Genomic DNA, 18,988 nt, shown 5'->3' with positions numbered 1-18,988 from the left:
CTTTCCATTAGAATGTAATATTCAAACCTACTGTATAAGTACGCATAGCAGGATAAGCATTGAAATCCATACCAGCGCCAGCATTTGCCGTTTGTTGGCTTCCGCCTGACTGGGCTGCCTCGTTTGCCTTTGTATCCACTTCCGGATCCCAACCGGAATAACCAGTAATTGTAAATAAGTTCTCAGCAGAAAAATATACCCGGCAAGAACTTACCACCTTTTTAAACGGAATTGTATAACCCAAAGTCAAATTCTTCAAACGAAGGAATGAAGCATCTTCGATAAAATGATCATTCACATATCCGCCATACTGTGAATAATAGAAACCGTTACGCGGAATATCCGTATTTTTGTTGGAAGGTGTCCAACGATTCAATGCATCCGTTGTACGTTTCCACTCCAAGTTCATGCGTGTCATATTCAACAAATCATTGCCAATGGAACCTTGAAAGAAAATAGACAAGTCAAATCCTTTCCAAGCAAAATTGTTAGTCAAACCAAAAATCAAATCCGGATTGGCATTCCCTATAATTGTACGGTCATCCGCATCAATCCTGCCGTCTTTATTCACATCTTCGAATTTCGGATCACCCGGTTTTGAGTTAGGTTGCGGAGCATATGTCTCCCCTTCCTGCAATACGCCGATATATTTCCATCCATACAACGAACCTAGAGGTTCTCCCTCACGCACAATTGCGTAAGCATTTTCCGATACCGTGCCGACCGGCTTGGCAGAGGTGATACGTATATCGCCACTACTACCCAAATCCAACACCTTGTTTCGGTTGAGTGCCAAATTAAACTTCGTATCCCAAGTGAAATCACCCGTCAAATTATGAGACGTAATATCCAACTCAAAACCACGATTCGAAATCTCCCCGATATTCTGTTGACCGGAAGTAAAGCCTGTATAATAAGGTAAAGAAACTTTCAGCAACAAATCTTTTGTCTTCTTCCAATAGCCATCCAACGTCACAGATAAACGGTTATTAAAGAATCCCATATCAAAACCTATATTATACTGAGTGGTTGTTTCCCATTTTAAGCTGGCATTTTCAGGACTGCCCTGATTAAGGTGCGTACCCGGCATATTGCTTGAACCGTCCAAAGTAATATGGTTGGTGGATACCAGTGCATACGACGCATAATCGCCAATACGTTCGTTACCCGTAACACCGTAACCGGCACGTACTTTTAAGTTGCTGAAAACACCCCAGTTCTTCACAAAATCTTCTTCACTGGCACGCCAGGCCAAAGAACCTGACGGGAATGTACCCCAATGATTATTCGCTCCAAATCGAGAAGAACCATCCCGACGAACCGTTACTGTTGCCAAATATTTATCATTATATGCATAATTCACACGACCGAAGAAGGAAGCCAGAATATTCTCGGTCTTGGCAGAAGAGACACCTTTAATGGAAGCCGCTCCCAAATTGTTCCACTCAAACAGGTCGGTAGAAAAACCTTTCCCACTTGCCGAACGAGATTCTGCATTGTACTTCTCATACGAATATCCCAACATCACGTTCAAGTCGTGTACACGATTGAAAGTCTTCATATAATTCAAAATACCTTCAAATACCTGCCGGGTGGCTCTAAAATCATACGTAGAAGCAATACCTCCTTCAATTTCTCCCGCATAAGTGGTAGATTTCGGCAAATAAGAACCTTTGAAGTTATGCAGCAACTCGACACCGGCTGTAGCCTTCGCCGTAAATCCTTCAAACGGATGGACTTCAAGAAAAGCCGTTCCGTTGAACTTATCGTTTACCACCTCTTTCTTACGTTCCAACAAATTGGCTAACGGATTATCCCCACGACCGCCGGGAACACGTCCGTACGTACCGTCTTCGTTGTAAGGCTTTACCGTCGGGTCATACCCCATCACACTCAACATTACATTCTCGCCCAGAATATTTCCGCTATAGGTTTGAGCATTCGAACGTTCGCGATGGGCATACATCGTAGCACCGGCTTTAATGAAATCGTTGATGGTTTGGTCTACATTCACACGTCCGGAAATACGGTTAAAATCCGTATTCTTCAGAACACCCTCTTGCTTATAATATCCCAAACTAGTCAAAACCTTTGTCTTTTCAGAACCTCCACGGAACTGGATATTATGATCTTGTACCAAAGCCAGACGTGTACAGACATCCAACCAATCAGTATCTACAGTAGACTGTAATTGAGACGGCGTATAAGCTCCGTTCGGATTACCTTCCTGACCGTCGATTTCCTGATACAACGCGTTTTGCAAGTTCATATAATCCTTTGCATTAATAAACTCAAACGGATTATCCACCTTCTGAGTTCCCAGATAACCACTGTAAGAAATTTTGTTTTCGCCTGCTTTTCCTCGTTTCGTCGTAATCAATACGACCCCATTCGCTCCACGTGCCCCATAAATAGCCGTGGCCGATGCATCTTTCAAGATTTGCATGGATTCAATATCATTCGGGTTTAAGTTTAAGCCTTCGGAAGAAGGGAAACCATCCACCACATAAAGCGGTTCGTTGGTAGACGAGATTGAATTGTTACCACGGACACGTACCGAAATAGTACCACCTGGCGCTTTTGAACTTTGCGACACCTGTACACCGGCTGTTTTACCTTGTAACGCCTGAGCTGCGTTACTCACCGTACCGCCTAATACCATGTCATCTGCCGATACAGTAGAAACAGCACCAGTCAAGTCTTTCTTCTTCACATAACCATAACCAATGGCAACAACTTCATTCAGACCAATTGCCTCTTCAGCCAAACTGACATTCACCACAGACTGGCTACCTACTTTAATTTCTTGCGTAGTATAACCAATAAAAGAAATAACCAGAGTTGCATTGTTAGGTACATCCAAAGTATACTTACCATCCATATCGGTAACTGTACCATTTGTGGTTCCTTTTTGCACGACATTAGCACCAGGTATAGGCTCTCCAGCACTGTCCGTTACTACACCCGACACCTTTTTAGCCTGTTGAGTGATCATAACACTTTCATTCTTTGCTTTCGTTGCATCCATTCCGTTTGGAATAGCATACGAAGAAACGAGGGAAGATATACATAATCCAGCTATAAGACCGGACCTGGATAATACCTTCCGCGTCTGAGAATCCACTGCTCTTGCAGCAAGATTGTCTTTCAGTAAAGCGTTGTTCATAAACTTGAATTATTAGATTTATATCTGCATTACAATTGCATCACCCTTTACAGTAAACTTGTCAGAATACCAACAATTGACCTGAGTTCGATAAGAACTCATTCAAAACAGATAGATCTTAAAAAAAGGAAATATGTAAAAAAGGCTTTAGAGAAGTTCTATTCATAAAGATTTGAGTGGGGAGAGTGTTAAATTCTTATTTTTTTTAATATAAGAAACCGATATTAGTGCATTTTTTATATATTTGGCAAAAAATCGAATGAGTTCTTATCGGACTAAATCAGTTGCTTAAGAAAGGTAATAACAAGCTCTTATCTTGATATTCAAATAACAGACTGATATAAAGTACATTTTACACAAATAGAATATTTACCTACTTAACCTTAAAACACGTTTATTGATCTATTTTACATAAAACAGAATGTTCCCAATTAAGATGAACCATCATTTAGCTAATATAAACTATCATAAAACGATCTATTTCAAGGTAAAGCATCATAAAAATGGACATAAAAAACGATCAGACACAGACCATTTTCTTCATAGCACCCTATATTTTTTGCTCAACTATACCTACTTTTTTCACGAAAACTACTAATGCTTCCTCTTCAGCCCCCCATTTTATACCCTTTTACACCCGGGTTTGAACGATGCTAAGACCCGGGTCCCGACACCCTTTACACCCGGGTCTCAAAAAAAATAATTAGTTACTTTGCTGAAAATAAGTCCTGTAGACTGGAAGTTTTGTCAGGCTGTTTTATGATAGTATGATAGTAGAAAATGGAACTATCACACCAACCATCATGATCTTTACATATTGATATTCATCATATATAAAGCCATAAATGATAGTATGACAGTTATATTAAACAATATTGAAATAGAAGAACCTTTTCATTTCTCTATCACCAGCCAGGTATTCCCACGGGCAGGAATAGTCACCGCAATATCTACCGTATAATCGCGATTCAGCTTATAGGTAACCGGAGCATTCTCTTTCTCCCTGATCTTCGCTATATCGGAGATACCAGTGTAATAAAGCGGAAGCCGTATCGTACGGGTGATAACCTGGTCGGTCGGGTTGAACAACAGGGCAAAGCCTTTCTCCTTCCCTTCCGGATCGACATGCATAAAACCATCCCAGTCACGTCCGTCGGCACGGCGCAGGTGGATCAGTTCGCTGTTCAGGATATTCCGGTACTTCTTATACCAGTCGATCACTTCAACGACAGCCGCTTTGGTCTCCGGCGTGTCATATAGACGAGGACCACGATAACAAGCCTGCACACCGGCTCCATAGTTCTGGATCATGTGCGCTTTATAGTCAGGGATGTGATCTTTTAGAGGCTCCAGCGTGGCAGCAGCTCCACCACCATGATACTGTGTGAGCGGAACGAATGTCCAGCACATACCCGGCAAACGTTCCCACAGGCCGTCATACATTACCTGACGTCCCAACACAAGCTGGCGTTCACGCGGAAGCGACCAGTTCACTTCACGGTAACCGATACCGACCTTCGATCCGCCATTCAACATATAACCGCAATCGGGAATATTGGTATAAATACCTGTTTCACACATCCATTGGTACAGATCGACTATTTGTTTACGCTGCTTCCATTGAGAGTCTTTCAGCCCTTTGTGATATGCATGAGTCGTAGAAGCACAAACATTTCCCGGATAAGAACCATCGTTTTCAAAAACAGTCATTCCGGTCTTTTCAAAGAAGCCTCGTACTTTGCGGAAATAATCGTTTCCCCATTCGCTGGACAAGCAAGGGGAACTGCCGAAGATCATACCTCCTCGTTTTCCTGTCTCGGGGTTGATAACGTCCACCTCATCACTGATCCAACGGCTGGACAGCAAGGAATAACCGCCAAGTTCTATCCCTTTGGAATTAGCATACTCTGTAAATTCTTTGAATTTGGCGATGTTCGCCTCACTTTCATCCTCCATATTCAATCCCGAACCGAAACTCAGGATAACCATTTCATATCCCGTCTCGGCACATTGATCGATCGCTGTTTTCACCACCTTCGGATCAGAGGAGACACAATGCAGGAAGATCGGATTTTCGGTTGTCCAGGGAGCGATCTTACGATACATCCGTTTCTGGAAAAGACCTTTCCGTTCACGGTCGTCGCTGTCGAATGGCATCAGCCAGGTACGGAAACTCTGGAACTTACCACCGGCGGGGATATCTTCATCCGGTCCCATCGGTAGTTTTACCTCCAGCAGGCAAGGGGTCAGCAACGGATAGTTACATTGAGAAGTATATCGCGGGTCGGTATTCCAGAATTCGGTGCGGTCGGCTTCCCGTTCGGTGAATCCCAGAAACGCCCAGTCGCTTTCGACATGGATATTGGGTTTCAGGAATTGTTCGGGGCGCTTGGCTTCCACCGGAGATTCGGGTTCTGCCATAGCCAACTGTTCAAGCGTAAACTCATCCAATGTTATCTCCATTCCGGTTTGGTTATCAATTTCAAACCATTTGCTGATACAAGGGATACCGTCATAGAGGGCATAATTCAGTTTCACCTTTACACCTTTCAGGTAATCCGGCCCTTCCAGATAGAAAGAGAGCACCTTACCTGAAGTCTCACCCGGCTTCACAAGCGACCAGCGTTTGTTTGCCCACTCGATACGAGGAGTGAGTTCCGTAACGTCGAATCCGGTTACACGGAATGAGTTCGGCAGGATGGTCAGGCTATCAATCCACTTATATTGCGTATAGCCATACTCGAACTGACCGTCGAGACCGCCCAATGTATAGATTTTATCGTCAATCTTTAAAACACCTTCATTACTAACGGCACGAAGCATACTCTCGCCGGTCATCTGATTGATCAGATCGACTGTGGCAAGATTCGGATAGATACGGAATACACGGCTCACCAGTCCATTGGACAGCACAATGTCTTTTCCGTTATGTGTCTGATAAACGCCGGCTTTCACATCTTTGGCATCCAGCAACCAATCAGACTGGGGACGTGCCACCGGCAGGTCGATAGTGGGCAGAGTGGCTATGTTTCTACGCAACGTTTTTTCCACCTCTGCAGGCATTGTCTCGATAGCTCCCTTATAATCTGCATTAACCAGTGAAGGTTTGATTTCATTATAGGAGAAAACGGGGTCGATCCAGTTTGCATGGTCGCCGCTCATGCCGTCGCCACCATCATCCACGATCAGTTCCAGGACATCTATCCCCGACATATCGAGCGATACTTCACGGGCTTTTTCTCCACCGCGAACCATTCCGCTGTTATACAGTTCTTTCCCGTCACCAACCAGGCGAAAGACGACACTTCCTTTATCCAGAGAACCATCCCCGGAACCTACTCCGACAAACTGCTTTTTCCCTCCGGTACCGTCAGTACGATAAAACAGCATTGTCCCGTCTGTCATCGGTATCTTACTGAAATCTTCTTTTTTGTAATCCAATGAATGGTCGTTTACCCCGACCTTACAGGTAAATTGTTTGGTATTATTCCGCAGACTCAGTTTAATCTTACTGTTGGCCTGTACGCCTATTCCCTGTACGAACTGCTCGCCGGCTATCGTCAGCTTCTCACCGGTAACGGCTGTGTTCTTCATGGGTGAACCATACTGCTGATAGGCCAGAGACAGATCCATATCAGGTAGAAAAATTGTATTCTGGGCACTGACATCCCAACCTGTAAAGAAAAATCCTCCCATAAGGAGAAATAAAGAAATAGTCTTTTTCATGCTAGCTAAAAGTTAGAATATATATAGTTCCCAAAGATACTTAAAATATCTCCGGGGACTACATTCGTATCAAATAACATCTTATTTACCCCAGCCTTCATTCGGGGTATCACCGAGCCACAACTCCAGTACTCCCCCTTCCGAAAAGGCGGCATGAGAAATCCGGAAAGAATTATACTCTTTTCCGTTAAGTCGTGCACGTTGGATATAACAATTGGAGGCCGAATTATTGTAAGTCTTTATTTTAAAAGACCCTCCTTTATAATAATCAGTATCCAGCGAAATAGTCACCTCATCAAACACAGGACTTGTTATATCATATTGCGGATCGCGGGAAGAACCACCATCCAGCGCAAACAATCCGATTGCCATCAAGGAACTCACACCACCCATTTGTCCCTGATCCTCATCATGTCCGCCATACCCTCTGTCGGGAGTAACTGCTCCATAAGCCTGTTCTTTCACGCAACGTACCCAGTATTGGGTCAGCCAGGGTTTTCCGGCATGCGAGAAGACGTGAGCATTCGAACAGCCCGGCTGATTGGCATAGCTGACATAGCCGCTGCCGTATCCATAGACAAAATCAGTTTCTTCCGATTGGCGGAAAGCAAAATCCAGCTTACTGCAAAGACTGTCGTTACCTCCCATCAGCTTTGCCAATACAGGAATATCATGCGAAAGTCCGAACGTTGCCTGCCAGGCGTTAGCCTCCACATATCCGTTTCCGCTCAAAGGGTCGGTATGCAGCCATTCACCATTGGCTTTCTTCGGCAGGATCAGCCCCAGCTCCTTATTGAAAGAAGCCGGCCAGCCTGTAGCCCGTTTATGGAAATAGTCATAATCGCCTTTCTTTCCCATTTTAGCTGCCATTTCAGCCAAAGCCCAGTCCTCAAAGGCCCACTGGATGGTCAGACCGGCATTGCCGGGACAATAGCCGTTACGGACATAGAAGTCCAGCTCCTTATCCATTCCCAATGCCAGCATTCCTCCTTTGGAATGATTTCGTTTCATAGCCTTGAAAGCCTTTTGCGGATCCCATTTCCGGACAAGTCCTTTCTGGAAAGCACTCGTGATAAGAGAGGTGGCAGGACATCCGGACATGATATAGGAATATCCGCCGGCACAAGGTCCGCGGGGAAGCAGGTTTCCATTCACGTCATACTCCAGCAGAGAAGCCGCAAAGTCATCCAGCACGGACGGATAAGCCAGCCCCCAGAGCGTATTCAGATTCCATTGTGTCAACCAGAATGCATCCGAGTTGTACATATGATGTTTCACCTTTCCCTGTCCGTCTTTCTCCAACTGGCGCACATGAAAACGGATATTTTTCGTCTCAGCCCCTTTCCGGGTTCCATCCGTATAATCCGGATATTCGCCGTTGGCGTCATCCAGTTTATGTCTTCCCAATAATGAGTGCCATAAGTCGGTATAGAACTTCATCTGCTGGTTATGGCTACCTCCCTTTACATTAATCTTACCCAGCCATTCATTCCATTCCTGCTGAGATGCTTGCCGTACCTGGTCAAAGTCCCAGTGGTCGCAATCCTGCTTCAGGTTATCCCAGGCATTCTCCGTGCTTACATAGGAAATGGCGACTTTCATCTGTAACTGTTCGCCAGGCTTTACCTGGTAATTAGCCTTCACCCCGGAAGTAGGGGCATCATGATAACTCATTCCCTGATTTCTCGGAGTACTCTCCTTCGCTCCCTGCAACTCATCGATATCTTTGAACTGTTCCGGGCCAACCCAACCGTCCAGTGATTGGAAAGGTGTATCGAATGTAACGGCAAAATAGATTCTGACTACATCAGGTCCTCCCCACAATCGTCCGGTCGTATCAAAATAACCTTCCACGCCTTCATTTCCCTTTTTATAGACATGGGCATTTACCATCGTCGAAGTGCCGACATACCCACCCAGATTCAATAATATATCCGCCAGATTCTCTTCCGTATAAGTGAAGCGGTAAAAGCTGACACGATCGGTAGCCGTCTGTTCCACCCAGACTTTGTATTTATCCAGAAACAGCCTGTGATAACCCGGTTGAACAATCTCTCCCTGATGCAGGAAAGAAGATTTCCAAAGTTGTTCCCCACCTGTCGGATCCACATTCCCTGTCACCGGCATCATTGTTAAGCCGGAAAGCATCCAACAATGGATCTGTGGAAAACCCAGAACCTCCGAAGAGTTATAATTGTACCCGCCTCCATATTGATTTTTATTTCTTGTCAGAGGTGCTGCACCAATCATTCCATAGGGTTGATTTCCTGTAATAAAGAAAAAGTAACGCCCACGGGCTGTCTCGATATAAGGATTGACCCACGATACGTGATCCGTATAATCCTCAGGAGAAGGAAAGACCTCGATCTCCGAAAGGCCGACCTGCGTACCAGCGGCATCCGTGACTTCGAAGCGTACCCATTCTACCTTTCGTGATTCAAACTCTACCTCTTTAGGGCTTCCGTCATTGGCTATTCCCCAAACGTTAATCTTACTACCGTCACTAAAATGCAATATGCCTCCGGCTATATGAGACTCCTTGGCCGGACGGTCATACAGAATGATCTTATTGATATTCACAGGTTGCTCCCAGTCCAACTGTATCCAGGGATAATCAATCTGCCCCCAGAAAGTTTCGGTACTCGCAGACGCCCATTCTCCCTTATCCTGCACACGGATCACCTGATCGACAGCTTTAGCCGCATCATGGCCGGCATCCATCGAAGAAGAGGCAGAAGCACGGGCTAGAGGTGCTATGTTATAGGGGGTTGCCTGGGATATAACCGGATAGCAACCTAACAAGATGAAAATAGAAAACAGTAAACACATTCTCTGTACGTATTTCTCCATATAAAGTGTATTATAAATCAATGCAAATATAAATTTCAATTATTCATAGACAAATAGCAAATAACTGTCTATTCAGTGGATTATTATTGCTATTAAAAATCACCGGAGAAAGATAATTGCCATTTCTCCGGTGATAAAAAGTCAGTTATTATTCATAAGGATTAAATGTCCCATTATCCCACCCCTGGGTTTGTTGCAAATTACTATTCGTCTGTAAATGCTTCTCCGGAAGCGCATAGAAATAATAGTTATCTTTAAAATCAATACTGAATACCTTATCCAACTCGACGATGGAGTCCCTGAAATAAGTTCCGTAGTCTTTATCCAGGTTCACGACATTCTCGATCTTCAGGAATTCTTCCTTATCTATTTTCAATATCGGCTGCACACCATGACGTTTCTTTCCATTCAGTTCTTCCGCAAAAAGACGTCTTCTTCGCAAATCCCAATATCGCTTTCCTTCGTAGGCAAATTCTATTTTACGTTCAAATAATACAGCTTTTACCAATTCACCACTGTTCATACCCGTAGCCAATCCATACATTCCGTCATTACCGGGTAAAATACCGGCTCTTTTACGGATTTCTTTCAATACTCCATAGGCTTCTTCTGTCTTACCTGATTCGGCTGCACATTCTGCATAATTCAACAAGACTTCCGCGTAACGAAGTTCAATCCAATCCGTACTGCTTCTCTCTGCAAAATAAGGAGTATAACTTGTATTGATCGCTTTCCTGCAATAAAAACCGGAAGCAGACGGTTGCACTTCAGCTCCCACATATGTCCATTGTTTCCGACCGGTCTTACCGCTAAGTTCCCACAGGCAACCGTTATATGCAATCGTTGTCTTAAAACGGGGATCACGGTTTTCCCAATAAATAACCGGATCATAGCCCGACTCCGGATCATGGATACCTTTTCCGTTTATCATAGGATATGACTCTACCATTTCCAAAGATGGTATATTACATCCTGATATATTCTGCGACTCTGCCAACGGACGTGTTGCTGCATCCCAGTAATGATAAAGTCCGGGTTCTTCATAACGTTGAACAAATATGACTTCTTTATTCATCTCATCAAACCAGATATTCTCATAACTGTCATACAGGCCATATCCGTTTTTCGACAGTTCATCAACAGCGGATTTATTCGCATTATATGCCGCATCCCAACGTTCCCTGAGATTATCCGGATTGAACTGAGGGCTTGCATAATACAGCAGGACTCTTGCTTTTAATGCGAGTGCCGTAGCCTTTGTAAACCGGCCTATATCATTGTTAGTCCATTGCCAGGGTAATCCCGTCACTGCATTTTCCAGATCATTTATGATAAAATCGATACATTCCGATGTTTTGTTCCGCTTCACATAGAGATCATCCGATAAACTTTGCGCCTTATCTATGATCGGAACGCCGCCATATACCCGAACCATCTCAAAATATCGCCAGGCTCTCAGTACATATACCTGTGCCTTAAGCGATTTCCTTGTCGCTTCTTCGATAGTCCCCAGGTCTATATTATCAAGAAAGATATTTATACTTCTGATCTGGTTATAATACCAAATGTCGATGGATGACGATGTCAACTGCCCATACAAGATACCGGAAGTACTATTAGCCTCATCCGAGTCACCTGCCACAGATATATTCCAGCCGGGAAGATTGTCCCTGTATAGTTTATTTACATACGCGGTAGCATACCCTGCATCATTCCAGACAACTTCTTCGGGAACAGCAGACAAATTTGCCTTATCCAATACGTCCGAACAACCGGCAAATAGTATCAGTAACAATAAAAATAATATATGTTTCATAATTGAATCTGTTAGAAGGTTAAAAACTAAGATTTATGCCCATAGAGAAGTTTCTCATATTCGGATAATCCGTCAATGCACTATTTTCCGGATCATAATATTTTATCCTGTTCTGCAACAGCAGCAAGTTTGTCCCGGTAAGGAATACGCTCAGTTGCGATACTCTCAATTTAGATGTCACATTTTGAGGAACAGTATAGCTGAGATTTACATTCTTCAAACGCAGGAAAGAAGAGTTACGCACCCAGAATGTGGACTCTACCCCTGCATTATGTCTGGCTGCACGAGGGAAGCTGGCAGTCGGATTTTCCGGAGTCCAATGGTCGTTCCAGAACTCATAGGGGGCGGTTTCATTTGCCCAGTCCGTTGTTCTGACATCGATTAGTCTCTTTGCACCGGCTACACCCTGGAAGAACAAGTCCAGGCTGAATCCTTTCCATGTACCTCCTATAGAAAATCCATAATTGACAGGAGGGGTCTGATGCTTAATGATCCAGTCTTTATCATTCTCATCGATCTTTCCGTCCGGTTCATCAGAATTAACTCCACGCAAATCCATATAGTTCAGCATTCCTAATTCCGGCTTAGCCCCAAAAATCAGATAGTCGTCGGGAAGTGCATCCAGATCAGCCTGCGTACGAATAATATCCGTTGCGATATATCCCATCAAACGATCCGAGTTATAACCGATCTCAGATTTATAGGCCGGCAGGTTCTGTGCCTCATCCTTCTTCACGATCTTATTTACGGCATACCCTAGATTTCCTTTTATATAGTACTGGAAATTTTCTCCTATCTTATCCTGATAACCCAGTTCTATTTCAAAACCTTTCGAATCCATTACCGCATAGTTCTCCGACGGCATATTAGCTCCGAAGGTCGTAGGCAAACTGGCAATTCGGTTTCCCAGGATATCATAAGTATGTTTAAAGAAAAACTCCGTATTCAAAGAAAACTTATTCTTAAAGAACAAAGCATCTAATCCGGCGTTGTATGAAACTGATTTCTCCCAGGTTATGTTGGGGTTGGGTACTACACCGGTAGCCAATCCATTCGACAACGAACCGAACTGAGCACCATCCACAATATTATAGCTTTGCTGCCATTGCCAGCCGCTGATCGCATTTTTATCTTCCAGTACAATTGCATCATTACCCAGTAACCCCACGGAACCTCTTAACTTGAGGTAGTCAATAAAATGTACATTATTTTTAAAGAAATTCTCTTCCGAAATACGCCATGCAGCAGAAGCAGAAGGGAAGAAACCCCATCGTTTATCCGGTGCAAAGTTTACTGAGCCATCATACCGGAATGCAGCTTCGATCAGATATTTCTCATCGTATCCATAACGAACTCTTCCAACATAAGAAAGACGTCCGGTCTCCGCTCCTTTTCCGTTCACCACTGAATTTTTGGAATCGGAACTCCCGGCAAACAACTGGTCGACCGTTGATGAAATGAAATAATTCCGCTGCCCATCAAACCAATCAACCGTACCTTCGGACTGTTCATATATAAATGAAGCGTCTATATCGTGTTTTCCAAATTTATTATTGTACGAAACGATCCCATTCAACTGGTAACTGTAATCCTTATTATATTTCTCGTACAGAGAATCGCCGTCATTGCGAATCATTATACTTTCCACCTCGTTTGTGCAAAGATGGTTATGACTTCCGGTCGTTTTAAATACATACAAAGGATACGGTCTGCTGAACTGTTTGACAAATGTATGCCGGTCAAACCTATTATAGATCAATCTCAAGTTCAATCCTTTGACAAATGGTACATCATACTGCAATGACATAGTCACATCATAACTCGACCATTTTTTCTTATTATAGCCGGTGGCACCGTTTACTGTCTCAATGGCATGCCATTTGGAGAATGTACCATTAGGCTTCCCATCTATATAAGGTGGAGCTGTCGATCCTCTTTCCAATAAACCTCTGTACAAATTGTTTAATGTCTCTGCATCATTATCATATCTCCAATAAGGTTTCTGATCGTCTCTCGTATCGATACTCACATTAAGGGAAGCAACAAGATCCTTGGTAATATTCGCTTCCAGGTTACTTCTCAAATTGTATTTGTTAAAACTCAGGTTCTTGAATGAGCCATTTTCGTAGAAATAAGAGCCTCCCACAAAATATCTCACAGCATCGTTTCCTCCGGAGACATTCACCGTATGACGTGTTAACAACGATGTTTTCCAGACAGCATCCAACAGGTTGAAATTTCTCCGGTTATCGCGCAAATAAGCCAGTTCGTCATCTGCAAAATACCGCATATCTGTAGACGGTACATTCTCTACCACATACTGGTCGTTTACCAATCTCGCCTGATCGTATGCATCCAACACTTCAGGTGTAATTGTTGCATCCGAAAATCCGACAGTTCCCGAGTAGTTAATAGTCGGTTTGCCGCTCTTTCCTTTTCGTGTTGTTATAAGGATTACACCGTTAGCTGCACGTGAACCGTATATGGAAGCCGATGCTCCATCCTTCAATACAGATATATTTTCAACTTCGGAAGGATCAAGGCCGTCAAATGCAAATTTATCTCTGACCACTCCATCTATGACATAAAGAGGATCTGTACTGTTCCAGGTTCCGGCTGCACGGATAGAAACGGAAGCACTGGCACCCGGCTTACCGGTTGCTTGTGTAAACCGAACTCCGGCCAACCGACCACTCAGTGCATTAGATAAATTGGATGACGGATATTGTTGTATATCATCCACATTCATTGTAGCAATCGATCCGGTCAGGTTCACCTTTTTCTGAGTACCATATCCGACAACGACAACTTCATCCAACGCTTTCGTATCTTCACTCAAATCAATCGTCAGGGATGACTTGCCCGATACAGGTACATTTTTAGTGTTATATCCAATGTACGAGACCATAAGCATCGACTTATCGTCTACTTCCAGAGAGAATTTGCCATCGATATCTGTAACGGTTCCATTCGTTGTTCCTTTTTCCACAACATTCGCTCCAATAATCGGTTCCCCTTTTTCATCCGTAACGATACCCGTGAGATGTTTCTTTTCCTGTGCCGCTCTTTGGTTAACCGGGTTGCCATTCATCTCTATAGGATTGATCAGAATAAAATTATTTTCTGTGATTTCATACTTGATCCCTTCTTTTGCAAATAAACGATTTAAGATTGTTTCCACTGTCTGCTCCTTTTCACGAACAGACACTTTTTTATCCAGATTAATTTTCCCACTCTCATAGATAAACCGGAATTCGGACTGATTTTCTATCAGATACAGTATCTCTTTGATAGACTGGTTATTTACATCCAACGACAGCTTCGTCTTCTGGGAATAAACGGTAGCCGAAATATTAAGCGAGAAAACAATTAGAGCCAAAGTTGTTAATCTCATAATAGCGTATACCTTTTTAAGGGCCGGAGAACATTCCGGCCTTGATAAATTAAAAAATTTCATATATTTGTAATCTGATTGTTAGTTAACAATAGTGTTGGTCACACTGTATATTAATGATCAAAAAATAGGACGGGAAGTGGTTGCAACATTTCCCGTTTTTTGTGTTTCATGATAGTTATTTCATAGGCAAACTTATTTAGAGGTTATACTTATATCTTTTCCTTTCACGTGATAAGCAATATTACTTAAATGAGATAGGGCCTCCAAAACTTCCGTTATGGTTTCTTCCTGTATAACCCCATTGTAATGGATCTTTTCTCCCAACCCTTCCTGAAGGGCTATATCTACATTATACCATCTTTCCAAAAATAGACAGACATCCCCCAACGACATATCATCCATATAGAGTTTATTATTCAACCATCCATAAGAATGAGACAAATCACCATCCAATTGTTTCAGTTTATTGGTCCGTTTATCGAATTCAGCCATCTCACCAGCTTTCATTGTTAATTTTTCATTTTGATGTTTTAATTCGATTCGACCTTCAACTAAAGAAGCTTGGATTGTCGGATCACTATCATAAGCTTTCAGGTTAAAAGAGGTTCCTAATACTTTCACCTCTACTCCATCAGTCATTTTCACAATAAAAGGGGTTTTACTTTTCGATACATCAAAATATCCTTCCCCCTGGAAACGGACCTCCCGAATTTTCTTCTTCGAGTTATATACATAAGTAATATCCGACCCTGAATTCAACTTTACAACAGACCCGTCAGGCAACGCTATTTCCGAACGGTTCCCGTAATCGGCGGTCAAGCTGACAGAGATATCCTGCTCCTTATCAAATACTCCGGTAACAGAAAGAATGACCATCAATAAAACAGAGGCTGCGACACCCGATAAAGTATAATAAATATTATTCACACGTTTCCGGAGAAGAGTCTTCTGTCTATTGGATGTATCCACTTTTTCCCAGGCACGATCCACATTGAAAATACCGGGATCCATATAATGTCCCGATTCCTCCCAGATCTTGCGGTACCGCTCCAACTCCTGCCGGTTCTCCTCATTTCGATCCAGCCATTCCTGTAGGACCGGGTCGGTGACCTCTTTTTCACCACTGAGCAGGTAATCTATTATATGATCACTTATATGTTCTTTTTCTTCCATGAATCTTCCTTTTATAATTAAGACACAGTAAAACAAAAAAGGTCCTATACGGACCTGAAAAATTTTATATACCTTTTACTTCAAGACACTTTTTCAATCTCTGGAGGGATGCCCAAATCTGATTTTTAATTGTTTTGACTGAAATAGATAACTGCTCTGCAATCTCTTTCTGCTTCAGTCCTTTGACGCGGTGAAGGAGTAACACCTCTTTACACCTGCCAGGCAGCAGGTTGATACAATCGTAAAGGGCCATGCGGAATTCTTCAGTCTCAAGCGAATTTTCTTCGTAATAAGGAAGTTGTTTTTCCCGGTTCTCTAAAACTGTTTTGTAATTCGTTTGTGTACGGATATGATTCAATGCCAGATTTCTCGCCATCTTATACAGGTAACCGGAAACATTCTCACCAATTGCTAGCCTCTTCCGGTTGTTCCAAAGGGTAAGAAATAGTTCCTGCACAACATCCTCAGCATCCTCTTTCTCTCCTAACAGACGATAGACATAACAACACAGACGGCTGTAATATCGTATAAACAGCTTATTGTAACTGGTGTAATCATCATTTGTGATTGCAGCAATTAGTTTTTCATCTGTAATAGAGACATTCAATATATATTAAGTTAAATATTAGATAAATATCACTCTGCAATTATCACGACTGCTTCTTAATGACGTGGTTGTATGAAGTAATTAAAATCTTTTTCTATATAATTACACGCTATAACCCAACGCAAATGTAAACTTATTTTTGTTATAAAAATAGTATAAAACTATTTATTTGATGGACTATTCTCTGATTCGCCAATCACCTCTTACCGGAAACTGTCACATATCGTAAAAGTTCGCAATGCCCGTCAATATCCATTACTCCTTTTTTATCAATTCACTTTCACGATACCTTTACAAAGAAAAGCAGTATATCTTCATGCCCCAATATTCATGCTTAGGTAAAATACACAAAACGGCTAGGTTTTTTACATCGCATGCAGGAAAAGAAAAAAGCAAGGTAGATTGTTATTTCCCATATGACAAGCAAAGACTTTATCGTTTTGTCCTTATATTTGTCTCAAATAAAATAAGTTCGATATGGAAAAAGAAACAGAAGAGAAAACTCAAAAGAACGTTCACCAGGGTGCAAACGTCCGCAGATTACGTAATATAATGGGTGTCAAACAGAGCTCATTAGCGAAAGATCTCGGCACTACGCAGCAAATGGTTTCACGCATCGAAAGCCAGCGGGTGATCGAAAAAGATACGTTGATCCAAATCGCGAACATCTTAAATGTTTCCCCCAAGATCATTGAAGAACTGGATGAAAATCCGCTATCAGTCATTATTGAAAATAATAATTTTGAAAGTGGAAGCTATAATACAGGAATAATATCAAATGATCAATACAATCAAAATACCATTCATCCTTTAGAGAAGATAATGGAATTGAACAAACAAGCCACCGACCTTTTTGAACGCATGCTGGCCGTTGAAAAAGAGAAGTCCGCTTTGCTAGAACAATTATTGAAGGAGAAAGGGTAATATTCATAGTTACAACCCGATATAACCTGAATTTCATCCCAAAGAAAAGATAAGGTCCCGTCGTAATAATTGCTTATCGACAATTATAAACAAATTTGCCGATAATTTGTGAGCAAGCTTGCCGATAACTATCAACAAGCTTGCCGACAATTATCGACAGTAAAATAGTACAACAGAACAACAGCATATTGTTACCGTTCTAATCAGATACCGGTAAACAATATTCCTTGCTTCCTGCCCATTATTATCTATCATTCTCCGGTAACAACCTTAAATGTTGCCAGATTACCTTTATGGTCTGTCGGCCAAATTCCTTTCGGAGTGAAGAACTTGTCCCGGGAATCACTTTCTTCTACCTTTCCACGGATAACAGTTTCAGACGGTCCGACCAGAATACTTTTTTCTAGTGAAACTGAAGCATTGGTCGGATAATAATAAATAAAATCGATCCTATCCCTTTCGTCCACATCCGGAGCCCATGCTAACTTTTCCAGCTTGGCTTCTTCCGCCAACTTATTTCCGGCCGGGAATGTAAACCCGGGATACAAGATCGGATCCGGATATTTCTCACGATAGGAATCTTTAAATCCAGCTTTTTGCAACATCACAGAACAATCCCAATTGATAATAGCTCCATTATGATCCCACAGATCTTTTGTATTAGCCTGCCAGTCCAGATGGGAAGGCTCGTTGAAGTCACCTCCCATTATCACAGGGATCCCCTTGTCGATCTCCGCTTGTGCATCCCGGATAAAAGCAGAGATACTCTCATCCCGGTAAGCCAGCCGGTTCGCCTCCAAAACAATTTTCTCATCCGTTACCGGAGAATCTATTTTATCCCAGCTCATACCGCTGTATCCACGAGGCATATAACATTCATAATGCAGGTAATCCAGATGGCAGGAATAGAAAGAAACAGGTTGCCCGGCTATCGTAACCGCAGCTTTCAACATTGCTCTGCCTTCATCACCAGGGACAATACAACATTTCACGAAACTATCCGGTTTGTACTTCGTCAAAAGACCGACAACCATTCCCAAAGTCTCCCCATAATAATGCTTCCCCCGCTTTTCCAGATCCTCCAAAATCCTGGGCATGAACATCTTCCCGTCGAAATCTCTGATTTCACATAAAAAAACGACATCGGCATCGACCTCATCCAATACATCAAGAATTCCCTGATAGCCATTCGGCACTTTCGATCCTTCATGCCATAAATTCATCTGGTAAACGGTAAAGGTATCGTTTGTCTTTTCTGCTTTTGCCCATACCGGCATACTTAACAGACAAAATAATAAGAATATTATCTTTTTCATATCATCATCTCTT

General features: G+C 42.5%; 9 protein-coding genes. 1 reads left to right on the top strand and 8 read right to left on the bottom strand.

Annotation, left to right across the window (positions count from 1 at the left end; all coding sequences use genetic code 11):
• Positions 1-7: 7 nt before the first annotated feature.
• The 7 genes from M1P97_RS09270 to M1P97_RS09240 all read right to left on the bottom strand — a co-directional run bounded on the left by M1P97_RS09270 (position 8) and on the right by M1P97_RS09240 (position 16,738).
• On the bottom strand, positions 8-3,166 hold the full coding sequence (locus tag M1P97_RS09270; protein ID WP_249388903.1) for a SusC/RagA family TonB-linked outer membrane protein: 3,159 nt from the start codon (positions 3,164-3,166) through the stop codon (positions 8-10).
• Between the two features lie 894 nt (positions 3,167-4,060).
• Positions 4,061-6,892 (bottom strand): NPCBM/NEW2 domain-containing protein, encoded by a 2,832-nt coding sequence (locus tag M1P97_RS09265; protein ID WP_249388902.1) that lies wholly within the window; start codon positions 6,890-6,892, stop codon positions 4,061-4,063.
• 81 nt (positions 6,893-6,973) lie between these two features.
• Positions 6,974-9,742: a GH92 family glycosyl hydrolase gene (locus M1P97_RS09260; protein WP_249388901.1), complete on the bottom strand. Its 2,769-nt coding sequence runs from the start codon at positions 9,740-9,742 to the stop codon at positions 6,974-6,976.
• A gap of 148 nt (positions 9,743-9,890) precedes the next feature.
• Entirely contained in the window at positions 9,891-11,558 is a 1,668-nt protein-coding gene (locus M1P97_RS09255; RefSeq protein WP_249388900.1) for a RagB/SusD family nutrient uptake outer membrane protein, read from the bottom strand.
• 19 nt (positions 11,559-11,577) lie between these two features.
• Positions 11,578-14,952, bottom strand: coding sequence for a TonB-dependent receptor (locus tag M1P97_RS09250; protein ID WP_249388899.1), 3,375 nt, complete (start codon positions 14,950-14,952; stop codon positions 11,578-11,580).
• Between the two features lie 195 nt (positions 14,953-15,147).
• Positions 15,148-16,128: a FecR family protein gene (locus M1P97_RS09245; protein ID WP_249388898.1), complete on the bottom strand. Its 981-nt coding sequence runs from the start codon at positions 16,126-16,128 to the stop codon at positions 15,148-15,150.
• A gap of 64 nt (positions 16,129-16,192) precedes the next feature.
• Complete coding sequence (locus M1P97_RS09240; RefSeq protein WP_317242667.1) at positions 16,193-16,738, bottom strand: RNA polymerase sigma factor; 546 nt, start codon at positions 16,736-16,738, stop codon at positions 16,193-16,195.
• 474 nt (positions 16,739-17,212) lie between these two features.
• Here M1P97_RS09240 and M1P97_RS09235 point away from each other — a divergent pair, with 474 nt between their 5' ends.
• Positions 17,213-17,659: a helix-turn-helix domain-containing protein gene (locus M1P97_RS09235; RefSeq protein ID WP_249388896.1), complete on the top strand. Its 447-nt coding sequence runs from the start codon at positions 17,213-17,215 to the stop codon at positions 17,657-17,659.
• A 251-nt stretch (positions 17,660-17,910) separates the two neighbouring features.
• Here the strand turns inward: M1P97_RS09235 and M1P97_RS09230 are convergent, their stop codons facing one another.
• On the bottom strand, positions 17,911-18,975 hold the full coding sequence (locus tag M1P97_RS09230; protein WP_195370471.1) for an endonuclease/exonuclease/phosphatase family protein: 1,065 nt from the start codon (positions 18,973-18,975) through the stop codon (positions 17,911-17,913).
• Positions 18,976-18,988: the final 13 nt, after the last annotated feature.

This window comes from Parabacteroides leei (genome assembly GCF_023369805.1).
GTDB lineage: Bacteria > Bacteroidota > Bacteroidia > Bacteroidales > Tannerellaceae > Parabacteroides > Parabacteroides leei.
Note: the sequence above shows the minus strand (reverse complement) of the source record. Positions and strands in the feature narration are given on the sequence as shown.

Excerpts from the sequence above, each read along its gene's own strand:
- M1P97_RS09270 (WP_249388903.1), bottom strand. The coding sequence starts at position 3,166 with ATGAACAACGCTTTACTGAAAGACAATCTTGCTGCAAGAGCAGTGGAT.
- M1P97_RS09265 (WP_249388902.1), bottom strand. The coding sequence starts at position 6,892 with ATGAAAAAGACTATTTCTTTATTTCTCCTTATGGGAGGATTTTTCTTT.
- M1P97_RS09260 (WP_249388901.1), bottom strand. The coding sequence starts at position 9,742 with ATGGAGAAATACGTACAGAGAATGTGTTTACTGTTTTCTATTTTCATC.
- M1P97_RS09255 (WP_249388900.1), bottom strand. The coding sequence starts at position 11,558 with ATGAAACATATATTATTTTTATTGTTACTGATACTATTTGCCGGTTGT.
- M1P97_RS09250 (WP_249388899.1), bottom strand. The coding sequence starts at position 14,952 with ATGAGATTAACAACTTTGGCTCTAATTGTTTTCTCGCTTAATATTTCG.
- M1P97_RS09245 (WP_249388898.1), bottom strand. The coding sequence starts at position 16,128 with ATGGAAGAAAAAGAACATATAAGTGATCATATAATAGATTACCTGCTC.
- M1P97_RS09235 (WP_249388896.1), top strand. The coding sequence starts at position 17,213 with ATGGAAAAAGAAACAGAAGAGAAAACTCAAAAGAACGTTCACCAGGGT.
- M1P97_RS09230 (WP_195370471.1), bottom strand. The coding sequence starts at position 18,975 with ATGAAAAAGATAATATTCTTATTATTTTGTCTGTTAAGTATGCCGGTA.